A 14,695-nucleotide genomic window follows, 5' to 3' on the forward strand; every position below is an offset into this window, starting at 1 on the left:
CCTTGATCGTGAGCCCATCATGGGGTCGAGAAAGTCTATTTGTCTATAAAAATAATATGAGAAAATCGGAAAATCTCTTATATTTAACTGAGTAATTGTGTTGTTTTTGCGCGCACAAAGACCGCCCGCGTGTTCAGACCCGAACCACCGGTGCGGACGGCGGATTGGGTCTTGCGGGCGGCCTTTCGCAGCGCCGGACGCCGATCAGCGCACCGCTTCGCCCAAACTCAGCATCAACCGGTTGGCCCAGGCGAAGATCGCCACCGACAGAATGACATCGTGGATGTCCCCATCGCTCAAGCCAGCCGACCGCAGCGCCACAACGTCGTCGTTGGCCAGAGCGGCGGGGGTGGCGGTCAGGCGGGCGGCGGCGCGGGCGATGGCCGACAGGCGCGGTTGATCGGACAGGCCCACGATGCCGTGAGCGAACAGCGCCTCCACCGGCCCGCGTTCGCCGGTCAGTTCCACAAAGCGGCGGGTGTGGACGGACGCGCAATAGACGCAGCCATTCACCACCGATTCCACCGCGCTGGCGAATTCACGATCCGACCGGGGCAACCCGCGCGGGGCGTACAGGATGCCGTTGAACAGCGGCGTGCGATGGAGCAGCGATTCCGGTTCGTGCGCCAACACCAGGGAGTAGGCCCCGATGGCGGTGTTGGACGGCGTGACCGCCAGCGCCCGGCGCTGCTCCTCGCTGGCTTCGTCCAGGACGACCGGAGGCAGCCAGGGCCGCCACTCCAGCGTGTCGGTGGTGAAGGCGATGGCCGGATCGGCGGGAACCGGCACCCCGGCGAACGGCTCCACCCCGTCGCGCCCCCGCCCATCCAGCGCCCGCAGCCCCGCCAGAACCCGCGCCTGAAAGGACACCAGCGCGATCAGTTGCGACAGCGCGACGATGGCGTGCGCGTCCAGCCCCGCCGCCTCCAGCGCGCGCAGATGCTCGGGCCGGGAATCGCGCGGGGACAGGGCCACCCGGTCGACATGCGCGACCAGGGCGGGGCGGGCGTCCTCCCCATCCGCCACCAGGGCGCGATAATGGGCAGCCAGAGCGTCGTCGCCGCTCAGCTCGGCAAGGCGGGCGGCCAGCGTCGCCCGTTCGGCGGCGGGCAGTCGGCCGGGCCGCTGCGGGAACAGCAGGGCGTCGTGGGCAGCCTGGGCGCGGGCGCGGGCGTCGGCCCGCGTGACGCGCAGGGCCAACAGCGGCGCGCCATCGACAAAACCGGCCAAGCGGTCGATCAGGTCGGGGGTCACGGTTGCGCCGACGGCATCAAGGCCGGTGTCGGCACGGTCAATGGTCTGGCTGGTCATCAGAAGCCCTCCGCTTCGGTCCATTCGTCGCCCAGCAGTTCCGGCGTCGCGAAATCGATCAGCCGCTGCCAATGATGGTCGTAATCCTCGGTGAACAGGGCGGCGGTGATGCTGTCGGCCAGCCGCTCCGCCCCGGCGCTGATGCCGGGAATGTCGCCCGTCACCTTGCCGTGGCTGAGCACGGCGGCAAAATTGAAGGCGTGGACCCGGTTCAGCCAGGGGGCGGCACCGGGGGTGCGCTCCAGAAACTCGAAATCCGCCCCGAGATAGGGGTGCAGGGCGAACTCGCTGTTCTCCTGACCCGGCGGGGTGAAGCGGTCGCGCCACAGCAGCGTGTGGCGGGCGATCTCCGCCAATTCGGGCCGCTGCGCCCAATCGACGGCGAAGCCGGTGGCCAGCACCACATGATCGACCGTGACCGTGCCGCGCCCGGTGCGCAGCCGCAACCGCCCACCCTCCGGCTCCGCCGCCTCAATCGGGCAGCGCGTCAGCAGGGCGAAATTGGCGTGGCGCGAGCAGCGCAGCATCGAGTTGTGCGGGGCCGGAACGCCGGTTTCGGCGATGTACTGGTTGTAGGCCCAACGCTGTTCGTCGGTCAGGGTGTGAAAGGCCAGCACGTTGCCGGGATGCCCGGCCCCCAACCCCTTGTTGATGCGCGGCAGTTCCGCCCGGCGCACCAGCATGTAGACCTTGGCCGCGCCCTGCTCCAGCGCTTCGGCGGCGTTGTCCACCGCCCCGGCCCCGGCCCCCAGAACCGCCACGGTCTTGCCGCGCAGGGCGGCGAAATCGATGGTCTCGTGCGCGTGGCTCCAAAAACGCTTGTCCACCGCGCGCCAGAAGGGCGGGATGAAGGGGCCGCCCAGCCCGTCGCGCCCGTTGGCCAGAATGACCCGCCGCGCGCGCACCCGTCGCGCCCCCTCCGGCCCGGCCAGATCGAGCGTCACCCCGTCGGCGTCACCGGTCAGGCCGGTCAACGCCGTGCCGTTCTCCACCGGCGGGTTGGTGACGCGGCGGTACCAAGTGAGATACTCCAGCCATTGCAGGCGCGGGATGCGGTGCAGCGTCTCCCACGCCACCCGGCCGAATTGCGCCTCGTACCAGGCGCGGAAGGTCAGGTTGGGCAGCCCCAGCGCCGGGCCGGTCAGCGTCTTGGGCGAGCGCAGGGTTTCCATGCGGGCGTAGGTCGCCCACGGCCCTTCGCGGCCCGGCGGGGCGCGGTCGAACAGCCGGATGTTGGAAATACCCACCTTGCGCAGGGCGAAGGCGGCGGTCAACCCGGCCATGCCCGCGCCGATGATGGCGACGTCCAGCGCGCCGTCCTGCGGCGGGACCCAATCGGCGGGCGGCAAGGTCAACAGATCCAGGTCGCGGGCGAGCCGCGCTTCCAACGCCTCCAGGGAGCGGGGGCCGTGGTCGATGCGGTCGTCAAAAATATCGGTCATAACACACACAATCCTGTCCGTGGCGGACCGCCGCTGAACGCGGCTTGTTTGTCCGGGGCCTGTTTGTCCGGGGGGTGTCTCCAACCCTCCTGAAGGAACGATCCGGCAGTTGGTCTTCAGGCCGCCTGGGCACCGCCCAGATAGGCGTCGCGGATCTGCGGGTCGCGGGCCAGATCGGCGGCGGGGCCGGACAACGCGATGCGCCCGGTTTGCAGCACATAGCCGTGATGGGCGATCTGCAAGGCAAGGCTGGCGTTCTGTTCGACCATGAAGACGCTGACGCCCTGCCCGTTGATGGTCTGGATCATCTCCAGCACGCGGTCGACGTGCAGCGGCGACAGGCCCATGGTCGGCTCGTCCATCACGATCAGGCGGGGCCGCCCCATCAGGGCGCGGGCCATCGCCACCATCTGCTGTTCGCCGCCCGACAGGGTTCCGGCCTGCTGGGCGTGGCGTTCGCGCAGCTTGGGAAACAGGTCGAGCACCCGTTCGTAATCCTCCGCCACGCCCGCACGGTCATCGCGGGTGTAGGCCCCCATCAGCACATTCTCGCGCACGGTCATGGTGGCGAACAGCCGCCGGGATTCGGGGACCGAGCCGATGCCCCGCCGCACGATCTGCGGCGTGCTCAACCCGGTCAGCGGCTGCCCATCGAACAGCACCTGACCGGAGCGGGGTTTCAGCAGGCCAAGGATGATCTTCATCGTCGTCGATTTGCCGCTGGCGTTGCCGCCCAGCAGACAGACGATCTGCCCGCGCCCGACCTCCAGCGACAGGTCGAAGTGGACCTGCACCGGGCCGTAGAAGCTGTTGACGCGGTCGAGCCGCAGCACGGCGTCGGTCATTCCCCAATCCCCCGTTTCGTCGGCACCACGGCGGCGGCGTCATCCTGGTTGGCCGCGCCGACGGCCTTGTGGCCCAAATACGCCTCGATCACCGCCGGGTCGGTGGCGACCGCCGACGGAAGCCCTTCGGCGATGCGGGCACCATGATCCATCACCACCACCCGGTCGGAGAGCTGCATCACCAGATCCAGCTTGTGTTCGATCAGCAGGATGGTCAGGCCGCGCCCCTTCAGGCCCCGGATGATCTCCAGCATCTCCGCCGTTTCGGTCGGGTTCATCCCGGCGGTCGGCTCGTCGAGCAGCAGCAGGCGGGGTTTCAGAGCCAGGGCGCGCGCGATCTCCACCCGGCGGCGGTTGGCGTAGGACAGGCTGTGCGCCGGTTTGTCCAGCCGGGGCGTCAGGCGGTCGCCGAACAGGGCGATGATCTCGGTCGCCTCCGCCCGCAACCGCTCCTCCTCCGCGCGCACGGCGGCGGGAGGGAGCAGCGCCAGCCCCAATTCGGCCAACGGCCCCAGCAACGGCAGCCCCAAGGGTGGGCGCACCGCCCGCAACCGGGTGTGCGCGCCGACCAGCACGTTGTCGAGCACGCTGAGATTGCCGAAGACCCGGCCATGCTGGAAGGTGCGGGCCAGCCCCAGACCGGCCAGCCGTTCGGCGGCGAAGCCGGTGACGTCCTGCCCGGCGAAGGCCACGCTGCCGACGTCGGGCGTGTCCAGCCCGGTGATCAGGTTGAACAGGGTGGTTTTCCCGGCCCCATTCGGGCCGATGACGCTCACCAGCTCCCCATCGGCGAGGCTGAGGGACAGGCCGTTGACGGCGGTCAGGCCGCCGAACCGGCGCACCAGCCCCGCGATGGACAGAAGCGGTGCGACCGACGCCGACGGTGTTGATGTCGGTGTTGATGTCGTTGATGCGGTTGTCATGGCGTCCTCACACCGTTCCCAACAGGCCCTGCGGGCGGAAGCGGATCAGCAGCAGCAGGACGACGCCGTAGATCAGCATGCGGTATTCCGCCGCCGCGCGGAACAGCTCCGGCAGACCGACCAGAACCACGGCCCCCAGAACCGCCCCGGCGACGTTGCCCAAGCCGCCCAGGATGACCATGGTCAGGGCCAGCATCGACACCGGGGCCGGAAAGGTTTCGTGGTTGATGTAGGAGTAGAAATGCGCCATCAGCGCCCCGCCCACCCCGGCGACAAAGCCCGCCACGGCAAAGGCCAAGCCCTTGTACCGGTTCAGATCCACGCCATAGGACCGGGCGGCCACATCATCCTCGCGGATCGCCCGCAGGGTGCGGCCCAGGTGGGAGGACAGCAACCGCGTCTGCACCCCGGCAAAGACCAGCAGGACGACCAGCGGAATCCAATACACCCATTGGCCGCTGACCAACGGCGTGCCCGCCACCGACAGGGGCGGCACGCCGGTGACGCCGATCGGGCCACGGGTCAGGCTTTCCCAGTTCAGGATGACCAGCGTCACGATCTCCCCCACCGCCAGGGTGGCGATGGAGACGTAATGCCCGCGCAGGCGGAAGGCGGGGAAGACCAGCGCCGTGCCCAGCGCCGCCGCGATCACCCCGGCCAGCGGAACCGCCAGCAGCACCGGGATCCCGGCGTCGAGCGCCAGCAGGGCCGACGCGTAGGCTCCGATGGCCAGCAACCCGGCGTGGCCCAACGACACCTGCCCCACCGTGCCCGCCACCAGCGTCAGGCTCAGCGCCAACAGGGCGTAGAGCCAGGCGTTGCCCAGGGTTTGCAGCAGATAGGGCTGTTGCACCGCAAAGGGCAGCGCCAGCGCGGCGACGATCAGCAGGCCGATCAGCCAACCCGGCAGAACCAGCGGGCGGCTGGGCGCGATGAAGGTGCCGGTCAGCGGTTCCGGCGGCAGACGCCGGGCCTTGGCGAACAGGCCATTGGGCCGCAGCACCAGAATCAGGATCAGGGCGACAAAGGCGAACAGGTTGCGGTAGCTGGTGCCGAACAGCGCGATGCCATAGCTTTCGATCAGCCCCAGCAGCAGGCTTCCGGCGATGGCCCCCGGCACGTTGCCCACCCCGCCGATCAACTGGGCGACGATGCCCTTCAACCCGGCCTGGAACCCCATGTTGGGATCGATGGTGTTGTAATACATCCCCACCAACAGACCGCTGACCCCACCCAGGGCCGAGGCGATGGCGAACACCGTGCGGTTGACCTTGTCCACATCCACCCCGCATTGCTGCGCGGCGTCGCGGTCCAACGCGGTCGCCCGCACCGCCCAGCCCAGACGGGTGAAGCGCAGAAAGCCATAGAGCAAGGCCGCGCTGCCGATGCCCACCCCGGCGATCAGCAGATCGAGCGCGCCGATGCTGCCGCCACCGATGGCGATCCGCCAGCTTGGCAGTTGCGTCGGCAGCGCGCGCGGATCGGGGCTGAACAGCAGTTGCGCCGATTGATCGAGCACCACCGACAGGCCGATGGTGGCGAGCAGCGGCGCGATGCGCGGGGCGTTGCGCAGCGGGCGCAAGCCCACCCGCTCGATCACCGCGCCCAGCAGGCCGCAGCCGACGGCCACCGCCGCGAACGTCACCGGCAGCGGCAGGTTCAGTTTGGTGATGCCAAGCCAGCCGATGTAGGCCCCGACCATGTAGACGGAGCCATGGGCGAAGTTGATGAGGTGCGACACACCGAAAATCAACGCCAGCCCAACCGCCAACAGGGCGTAGATGTTGCCGATGACCAGCCCGTTGATCGTGTAGTCGAGCCACGGGCCGAAGGACGTGGGAAACACGGTGCGCTGTCCTTTTCGCCTGAAAACCGTTGTGGAATCCGTTGATGGATCGCGTGGGTTGGAACCCCTGGGGCGGGGATCAGTTGGCCGCCTTGGCCGCGTCGGTCGATCCCGGTTGCCACAGCGCAAAGGCTCCGTTCTTCACGACGAGACGGGTGCTGAAGGGTTTGTCGACCCGGCGGGTCTGCGGATCGAACCGCACGGTCCCGTAGACCACGCTCGGCGCGTCCTTGACCGTGGCCAGCCCGTCGCGGATCGCCTTGCGGTCGGGGCCGGATTGGCGGATCACGGTGGCCAGCAGCAGCAGCGCGTCATAGGCACGGCTGGAATAGGCGTCGGGATCGATGCCATGCTTGGCGGTGTAGGCGGAGACGAAGGTCTGAACCTCCGGACGCGGATCGCCGGGAAAGAACGGGGTGGTGGTGTGCACGCCCTCGACCGCCGCACCGCCCAGCTCCAGGAATTTCGGCGAATAGACCGACCCGGCGGCGACCACCGGCTGGGACAGCCCGGCCTCGCGCAGTTGGCGGGTGATCTGCGCGCCGTCGGCGTAATAGGAGATCAGGGCGATGCCGTCCGGCTTGGTGTCGCGCACGCGCACCAGGGCGGAGCGGAAATCCTTTTCATCGGCCAGATAGCCTTCCGCGCCGACCACCTCGGCCCCGCGCTCCTTGGCGGCCTTGGTGAACAGGTCCTTGCTGGTGCGGCCCCAATCGTTGTTGATGAACAGCAGGGCGATGCGTTTGCCCCCCAGCGCCGACACGGCGTAATCGGCGAGAACCGGCATCTCTTCGGCCTGATTGAGCGCGTTGCTCCAAATGAAATCGCCGGTCTTGGTGAAATCAGGGTGGGAGTTGGTGAAACCGAACTGCACCAGACCGGCGTTCTGATAGATCGGCGACGCCGCCATCGACGCCGCGCTGGTGAAATCGCCCAGTTCGGCCACGATCCGGCTGTCGGCCACGAATTTGCGGGCGATGGCGACGGTCTGCTTGGGGTCGCTCTGGCTGTCCTCGAACTGGACGCGCAGCGGGCGGCCCTGGACGCCGCCGCTGGCGTTCACCTGCTCCAGCGCCAGATCGAAGCCGCGCTGCCACTGCGCGCCATATTGGGCGTAGGCCCCGGTCAGCGGCCCGCTGACGCCGATCACCACCGGCTCTTTCGTGGGGTCGGCGGCGGTTTGCGAACGGGCGGGCTGCGCCACCCCCAGCGCAGTCAGAACCGCCAGGGTGCCAGCGACGAGCGCGGCGGAACGGGCAATCACATCAAGCATCGGATCGGCTCTCAAACACCAAAAAGCGGGCGGGGAAAAGACGGATGGGGACATCCGCCGGACAAGCGGGTCAGTTGGTGGCGCTGGTCGGCGGCGCGCCGTCCCACAGGGCAAAGGCCCCGTCGCGCACCACAAGCTTCACGTTGCGCACCCCTGAGACACGGCGGGTGTCGGGGTCGAAGGTCGCCTTGCCAAAGATCACGCTGGGGATGTCCTTCACGCGGGTGAAGGCGTCGCGGATGGCGGTGCGGTCGGTGCCGCCCGCCGCGATCACCGCCTGCGCGACCAGAACCGCGTCATAGGCGTAGGCGGCGAACGCGTCCGGCTCCTCATTGTGCTTGGCGCGGTAGGCGGCGACGAAGCGTTGAACCTCCGGGCGCGGTTCGGCCGGGAAGAAGTTGGCGCGGGTGTGGACGCCGTTGACCGCCTCGCCCCCCAGCTCCAGGAATTTCGGGGAATAAACGGAACCGACGGCGACCACCGGCTGGGTCAGCCCGACCGGCTTCAACTGGCGGGCAATCGCCGCCCCGTCGGCGTAGTAGGAGATCAGCACGATGCCGTCGGGGTTGGCCTCGCGCACCCGCACCAGGGTGGAGCGGAAATCCTTTTCCTCCGGCAGATAGCCTTCGGCGGCCACCACCTCGGCCCCCCGCTCCTTCGCCGCCTTGACGAAGATGTCCTTGCTGGTGCGGCCCCAATCGGTGTTGAGGTGCAGCACGGCCAGCCGCTTCAGCTTCAGCGACGTCACGGCGAAATCGGCCACGTTGGGCTGCTCCTCCGCCTGGCTGATGGAGTTGCTCCACACGAAATCGCCGCCCTTGGTGAAATCAGGGTGGGAGTTGGTGAAGCCGAACTGGACCAGCCCGGCGCGCTGGTAAATCGGCGACGCCGCCATGGACGCCGGGCTGGAGAAATCCCCCAGCTCGATCAGGATCCGGGGATCGGCCACGAATTTCTGCGCGATGGCGATGGATTGCCGGGGATCGTTCTGGCTGTCTTCAAACACATAGCGCAGCGGACGGCCCTGGATCCCGCCATCGGCGTTGATCTGGTCCAACGCCAGATCGAAGCCCTTCTTCCACTGCGCGCCGTATTGGGCGCTGGGTCCGGTCAACGGCCCGCTGACGCCAAACCACAGCGGCTCCCCGCTGGCGGCGGCCGCATGGGCGGCGGAACCACCGGCCAACGCACCCGCCCCAGTCATCGCCCCGGCCAGGGCCAACGCACCCCCCAACACCGTCCGGCGGGTGACGCCGGGCTGGGCGGACGGGCGGCGGAACACGGAACGGTCGAACGGCGGACGGGTCGGCATGGCTCTTTCCTTTCACACAAAACAACATCGTGTTTTGAGCATAAGCACATCATTTTCCTATTGTAAATGTATTGATTTGTCGCGGATATATAACTAAAAAATTATGTTGTAAATTCAGAGCAGCACAGCGCATGCCGTCAGGCATCGCCAAAGGACAAAACGAGAAACACCACGGCGTCGGTGCTCCCCACGTTGCGGCAGCGATAACCCGCATCGGCGTCAAACTGCGCCGCATCCCCCGCGCCCAAACGATGCGCCACCGCGCCAACGGACAGGTCAACCCCCCCATCCACCACAACCAGATTGACCCCACAGCCGGGCGGATGACCGCCGCCGCCCTCGCACCCGCCGGGCCGCAAACGGATTTCGTGAAAGTCCCCCCAACGCCCCTCACCCGGCGGCATCAGGGCGCGGGTGCGCACCAACCCGTCGGCGGACACAACGCTGCGTGCGTCATCACGCCGCAGCACCGACACCTCCCCCCGCCCGTCCAGCCGGGTCAGGGTGGCCAGCGACACGTCCAAAGCCCGCGCGATTTTCCACAAAACGGTGATGGTGGGGGCGCTGCGCCCCAACTCGATCTGACTCAGCATCGCCCGACTGACCCCCGACAGGCGGGACAGCCGTTCCAGCGACAGCCCTTGCCGGGTCCGCAACCGCCGCAGGCTGCGCCCAAGCGCCAGGGGGATCATTTCCTCCGGCGCGGCCCCATCGAAATCCTGTGTCGCGACGCTCACGCTTCGTGCCTCCGCGATTTTTCCCCATTCGCAAAGAAGAGAATACAGGTTATTTCCTATTGATTAAATAGATTGTTTCGCGCATCACTCCGCTGATTTAGCAAGTCTAAACAGTTATTTTTCGCATCAAGGACCGAAGCCACCAAAAAAGACACCCGCCCCCCATCCAAAGGTTCACGGAATATCCTGCGGTCAATTCTCGCACCGCGCCAAATGCGCCCCTATGATTTCCTATAATAATGTAAGACAATAATCGAAATCAAGCGCGCCGGACTCCTGGTGATACACCGCCGATTCTGACGAAAGCGCCGCCTTGACCAGTTTAGCGGACGATCCTCCGTGATAACGGACCAAACGACTGTTCCAGCTTTGTCCAGGCTTGAGGGGGCGGGAAAAGCCATGCATGGTCACACCCGTTCCGGCGTGACGCAGCAGTCGCCGCGCCGACCGCGCCGAACCCAACGGTTCGGTGCCCCCGCTTTCAAAAATTCCCTTCCGCGCCGCCGCGCGTCGCCGATTCGCATGGAATCGACGCGTCGACGTGCCGGTTGCCGACGCCATGCCAAGGAGCCGACGCCCATGTCCGAAGACACCGAGTTGCGCCGAACATTGAACGAGCAGGCGGCCCGCCAGCTTGCCAACGCCACCAAGACGCGGGCGCAATGGTCGGGCATCACCCCCCGGTGGCTGGTGTCCTTCCTGCCCTGGACCCCGGTCGAGGCGGGCATCTACCGCCTGAACCGCGTCATCGACCCCAAGGGCGAGGTGCGCACGGAGGTGGAGTGCAGCCCGCGCAACGACGCCGACCTGCCGGAAACCTTCGTTCCCTACGAAGAGAATCCCCGCGAATACTCGCTGAACGCCGTCACCACGGTGCTGGACGTTCAGACCCGCGTGTCCGACCTGTACAGCCACCCCATCGACCAGATTCAGGAGCAGTTGCGCCTGCTGATCGAAAAGGTGAAGGAGCGGCAGGAAAGCGAACTGATCAACAACGCCGAATACGGCCTGTTGACCAACGCCGCCCCCGGCCAGCGCATCAAGACCCGCAAGGGCCAGCCCACCCCCGACGATCTTGACGAGCTGATCGCCAAGGTGTGGAAGGAACCGGCCTTCTTCCTGGCCCACCCGCGCGCCATCGCCGCCTTTGGCCGCGAATGCACCCGCCGTGGCGTGCCGCCGCCCACCGTCACCCTGCACGGCTCGTCCTTCCTGACCTGGCGCGGCCTGCCGCTGATCCCCAGCGACAAGCTGACCGTCACCCCGGACGGCCGCACCAACATCCTGCTGCTGCGCACCGGCGAGGCCAAGCAGGGTGTCATCGGTCTGTTCCAGCCCGGCGTTCCGGGCGAGGTGGCCCCCAGCCTGTCGGTGCGCTTCATGGGCATCAACCGCAAGGCCATCGCGTCTTACCTGATCTCGCTCTACTGCTCGGCCGCGATCCTGACCGAGGATGCCATCGGCGTGCTGGAGGATGTCTATGTCGGCAATTACTACGACTACGCCTGACGCCACCGCGCTGACCCTGCCGCCGTCGGCGGCGGGGTATGGAGCGGAGGGGTATGGCGGGCCGGGGGCCGCAGGGCCGGACTCCGGCTTGCCCGACATCGCCCTCATCAGCCGGTTGGCCAACCGGCTGTTCCAGGCGCTGCCGGGCGAACCGTCGGCCAGCACCGCCCCCGTCACCGCCGTGGCCCCGCCCTCGGGCGTGACGGCGGCGCAGGCTCCGGGGCCGCTGCCGGCGGCTCCGTCGGCCCCACCCGCCATTCCGCCGGTCGGGCCGTCGGTCAATCCGGCCTTTGCCGCCGCTCCGGTCAGCCGCCCGCTGCCGCCGGTCGGACCGGTCGGCGATGGCGGCCTTGGAGTTGGTGGGGGCAATGGTGGGTTGGGGTCGATCCTGCATTCGCTGGGCGGCACCCTCTCGCTGGTCCCGCCGCTGCCCGCCGCCGCCCCCTCCACCCCGGTGGCCGGTGCTCCGGCGTTGCCGCCCGGCACGCCCTATTTCCTGGACGCCGGGCGCGACGCGCGTGGGGCGGGCGGGGCCACGGTCCCGTCGTCCCGCTTCGGACAGCCGACCACCGTCCCGGCCGCCCCCGGCCATCTGGTCGATCCCGCCGCCCTGTCGGTGCAGCTGCGCGCCGAACAGGTGCCGGACCTGCCCCACGCCGCCAGCCCGGCGTTCGACCCCCGCGCGGCGCGGCGCGATTTCCCGATCTTGAACCAGACCGTTCACGGCAAGCCGCTGATCTGGCTGGACAACGCGGCGACGACGCAGAAGCCGCAGGCGGTGATCGACCGGATCGCCCGCTTCTACGCGGAAGAGAACTCCAACATCCACCGCGCCGCCCACGCGCTGGCCGCGCGCGCCACCGACGCCTATGAGGCGGCGCGCGAGAAGGCCCGCCGCTTCGTCGGGGCCGCGAGCACCGACGAAATCGTGTTCGTCCGGGGTGCGACCGAGGCCATCAACCTCGTGGCCAAGGCGTGGGGAACGCAGACCATCCGCGAGGGCGACGAGATCGTCGTGACCTGGCTGGAGCATCACGCCAACATCGTGCCCTGGCAGCAGCTTTGCGCCCACACCGGGGCGCGGCTGCGGGTGGTTCCGGTGGACGACGACGGGCAAATCCGCCTGGACGAATACGCCCGTCTGTTGACGCCGCGCACCCGGCTGGTGTCGCTGACCCTGGTGTCGAACGCCCTGGGAACCGTCACCCCCGCCGCCGAAATGGTGGCGATGGCGCGGGCCGCCGGGGCCGTGACCCTGGTGGACGGGGCGCAGGCGGTGTCGCACATGCCGGTGAACGTCCAGGCTTTGGGCTGCGACTTCTTCGTGCTGTCCGGCCACAAGATGTTCGGCCCGACCGGCATCGGCCTTCTCTATGGCCGGAAGGAGGTGCTGGACGGGATGCAGCCCTGGCAGGGCGGCGGCAACATGATCGCCGACGTCACCCTCGAAAAGACGGTCTACCAACCCGCGCCGATGCGGTTCGAGGCTGGAACCGGCAACATCGCCGACGCGGTGGGGTTGGGGGCGGCCATCGACTATCTCGACCGCATCGGAATGCCGACCATCGCCGCCTATGAACATCACCTGCTGGAATACGCCACCGCCGGGTTGCTGACGGTGCCGGGCCTGCGGCTGATCGGAACGGCGCGCGAAAAGGCGGGCGTGCTGTCCTTCGTGCTCGACGGGTGCAAGACGGAGGATGTCGGCCGCGCCCTGGACCGGGAGGGCATCGCCGTCCGCTCCGGCCACCATTGCGCGCAGCCGATCCTGCGGCGGTTCGGGGTGGAAAGCACGGTGCGCCCCTCGCTGGCCTTCTACAACACCTGCGAGGATCTCGACGCGCTGACCGCCGCCCTCCACCGCATCCGCCACACGCTGATCCGGCGCGGGCAGTGACGCGGACCGCCTGAAGCCACGGAGCCGACCCATGGGCCAAATCGTCACCCCTGCCCGCTTCCTGCACCCCTCCGGCCCTGGCACCGCCACGACGGAGGAGCAGGAGACAGAGAACCGGGAGGAAATCCGAGAGGTTGGGAGGGCGCAGGCGGCCCTGTGGGCGCGGCTGCGCGCCGACGCGGAGGCGGCGGCGGACGGCGACCCGCTGTTGCGCAGCTTCGTCCACATCGCCGTGCTGTCGCACGAGGGGTTCGCCTCGGCGCTCGGCGGGCATCTGGCGCGCAAGCTGGGCGACTGGTACATCCCGGCGGAGCGCCTGGCCGATCTGGCCGAACAGGCCTATGAGCGGGATCCGGGCATCGTGGCGGCGGCGGTGGCCGATCTGTCGGCCATCGTCGCCCGCGATCCGGCGGCGGACAGCGTGTTGACGCCGTTCCTGTATTTCAAAGGCTTCCACGCCCTGCAATGGCACCGGGTCGCGCATTGGCTGTGGGACCAGGACCGCCACGACCTTGCCCATTTTCTGCAAAGCCGGGTGTCGGAGGTCTTCGCCGTGGACATCCACCCGGCGGTTTCGTTCGGGCGCGGGGTGCTGATCGACCATGGGACCGGTGTCGTCATCGGCGAAACCGCGTCCGTCGGCAACGACGTGTCGATCCTGCAAGGGGTGACGCTGGGCGGGACCGGCAAGGACCATGGCGACCGCCACCCGAAGGTCCGCGACGGCGTGCTGTTGGCCGCCGGAGCCAAGGTGCTGGGCAACATCGAGGTGGGGCGGCACGCCAAGGTCGGCGCGGGCAGCGTCGTTCTGAAACCGGTTCCCCCCGGTGCCACCGTGGCCGGGGTCCCCGCCCGCATCGTCGGCTGGGCCACCTCCGCCCAGGCCCCGGCGGTGGAAATGGACATGAGCCTGCCCGAACCGGAATACACGATCTGATAGCGGTTGGCTGATGGCGGCTGGCGGCCCCCCGCCCATCCGTTCAGACACCCCCCAACAGCGCCGGGACATCAAGACCCAGGGAGCCGCCGATCCGGTGGAGCGCGGCGATGGTGTCGGGGTCGAGCGTCACCCCCTCGCGTTGCGCGCGTTCGAGATGCGCGCGTTCCGGTCCGCCGGGCAACCGGACGCCCTCGCCGCCGGGCCGGGCCGGTGTCTGTTCCAGGCTGTCATACACCGCGTCGGCCAACCCCTGCCACGCGCCATCGCTGATCCGGTTGGGGTCGAGGATGAAGGCCAGCGCGTTGTTCACCACCCGCCCCGGCCGCAGATTCTCGGGCAGTGCCGGAAACCCGGCGGCGACCACGCCCGCCAAAATCTCGCAGGCCAGCGCCAAACCAAAGCCCTTGTGACCGCCGGTGGCCCCGCCAAAGGGCAGGATCGCCCCGGTCGGATCCTGGAACATCACGCCGGGGTCGGTGGTGGGCAGCCCCTGCGGGTCGATCAACAGCCCGTCCTCCACCCGCTCGCCCTTGGCGGCGGCGACCCGGCATTTGTTGGCGGCCACCGCGCTGGGAGCCGATTCAAAATAGATGAATCGGCTTGGCTTGTGGTGCGGTCGGGGATTTTCAGCGGGAGTCGCTGCGGGTAGACTCGACGGCA

Annotated in this window: 12 protein-coding genes; 3 read left to right on the plus strand and 9 right to left on the minus strand. The window is 68.3% G+C overall.

What is annotated here, in order from left to right; genetic code table 11:
* Positions 1-204: 204 nt before the first annotated feature.
* The 8 genes from EJ903_RS15625 to EJ903_RS15660 form a co-directional block, all read right to left on the minus strand.
* Complete coding sequence (locus EJ903_RS15625) at positions 205-1,311, minus strand: CMD domain-containing protein (RefSeq protein ID WP_126617068.1); 1,107 nt, start codon at positions 1,309-1,311, stop codon at positions 205-207.
* Positions 1,311-2,753 carry an FAD/NAD(P)-binding protein gene (locus tag EJ903_RS15630; protein WP_126617070.1) on the minus strand — a complete coding sequence of 481 codons (1,443 nt, stop codon included), beginning with the start codon at positions 2,751-2,753 and terminating at the stop codon, positions 1,311-1,313. The genes EJ903_RS15625 and EJ903_RS15630 overlap by 1 nt, the downstream gene beginning before the upstream one ends.
* Positions 2,754-2,869: 116 nt before the next feature.
* Positions 2,870-3,598, minus strand: coding sequence for an ABC transporter ATP-binding protein (locus EJ903_RS15635; protein ID WP_126617072.1), 729 nt, complete (start codon positions 3,596-3,598; stop codon positions 2,870-2,872).
* Positions 3,595-4,521 (minus strand): ABC transporter ATP-binding protein, encoded by a 927-nt coding sequence (locus tag EJ903_RS15640; RefSeq protein WP_126617074.1) that lies wholly within the window; start codon positions 4,519-4,521, stop codon positions 3,595-3,597. Before EJ903_RS15640 ends, EJ903_RS15635 begins: the two co-directional genes overlap by 4 nt.
* 7 nt (positions 4,522-4,528) lie before the next feature.
* Positions 4,529-6,367, minus strand: a complete 1,839-nt coding sequence (locus EJ903_RS15645) for an ABC transporter permease (protein ID WP_126617076.1) — start codon at positions 6,365-6,367, stop codon at positions 4,529-4,531.
* 79 nt (positions 6,368-6,446) lie between these two features.
* Positions 6,447-7,640 (minus strand): ABC transporter substrate-binding protein, encoded by a 1,194-nt coding sequence (locus EJ903_RS15650; RefSeq protein ID WP_126617078.1) that lies wholly within the window; start codon positions 7,638-7,640, stop codon positions 6,447-6,449.
* Positions 7,641-7,710: 70 nt separating this feature from the next.
* Positions 7,711-8,952, minus strand: a complete 1,242-nt coding sequence (locus EJ903_RS15655; protein ID WP_246015618.1) for an ABC transporter substrate-binding protein — start codon at positions 8,950-8,952, stop codon at positions 7,711-7,713.
* Between the two features lie 137 nt (positions 8,953-9,089).
* Positions 9,090-9,689: a helix-turn-helix domain-containing protein gene (locus EJ903_RS15660; protein ID WP_246015619.1), complete on the minus strand. Its 600-nt coding sequence runs from the start codon at positions 9,687-9,689 to the stop codon at positions 9,090-9,092.
* A gap of 579 nt (positions 9,690-10,268) precedes the next feature.
* Between EJ903_RS15660 and EJ903_RS15665 the strand changes: the two genes are divergently transcribed.
* Genes EJ903_RS15665 through cysE form a run of 3 tightly spaced genes read left to right on the plus strand, consistent with a single transcriptional unit; the run spans position 10,269 to position 14,032 of the window.
* Positions 10,269-11,198, plus strand: coding sequence for a family 2A encapsulin nanocompartment shell protein (locus EJ903_RS15665; protein WP_126617080.1), 930 nt, complete (start codon positions 10,269-10,271; stop codon positions 11,196-11,198).
* Complete coding sequence (locus EJ903_RS15670; RefSeq protein WP_246015620.1) at positions 11,170-13,095, plus strand: family 2A encapsulin nanocompartment cargo protein cysteine desulfurase; 1,926 nt, start codon at positions 11,170-11,172, stop codon at positions 13,093-13,095. The genes EJ903_RS15665 and EJ903_RS15670 overlap by 29 nt, the downstream gene beginning before the upstream one ends.
* A gap of 31 nt (positions 13,096-13,126) precedes the next feature.
* A complete protein-coding gene (cysE, locus tag EJ903_RS15675; RefSeq protein WP_126617084.1) occupies positions 13,127-14,032 on the plus strand; it encodes a serine O-acetyltransferase in 906 nt (301 codons plus the stop codon).
* 43 nt (positions 14,033-14,075) lie between these two features.
* On the opposite strand, the gene EJ903_RS15680 is transcribed toward cysE, so the two are convergent.
* On the minus strand, positions 14,076-14,695 hold a 620-nt coding region (locus EJ903_RS15680), incomplete at its 5' end, for an Ldh family oxidoreductase (protein WP_174237309.1).

It is taken from the genome of Azospirillum griseum (genome assembly GCF_003966125.1).
In the GTDB taxonomy this organism is placed as follows: Bacteria; Pseudomonadota; Alphaproteobacteria; order Azospirillales; family Azospirillaceae; genus Azospirillum; species Azospirillum griseum.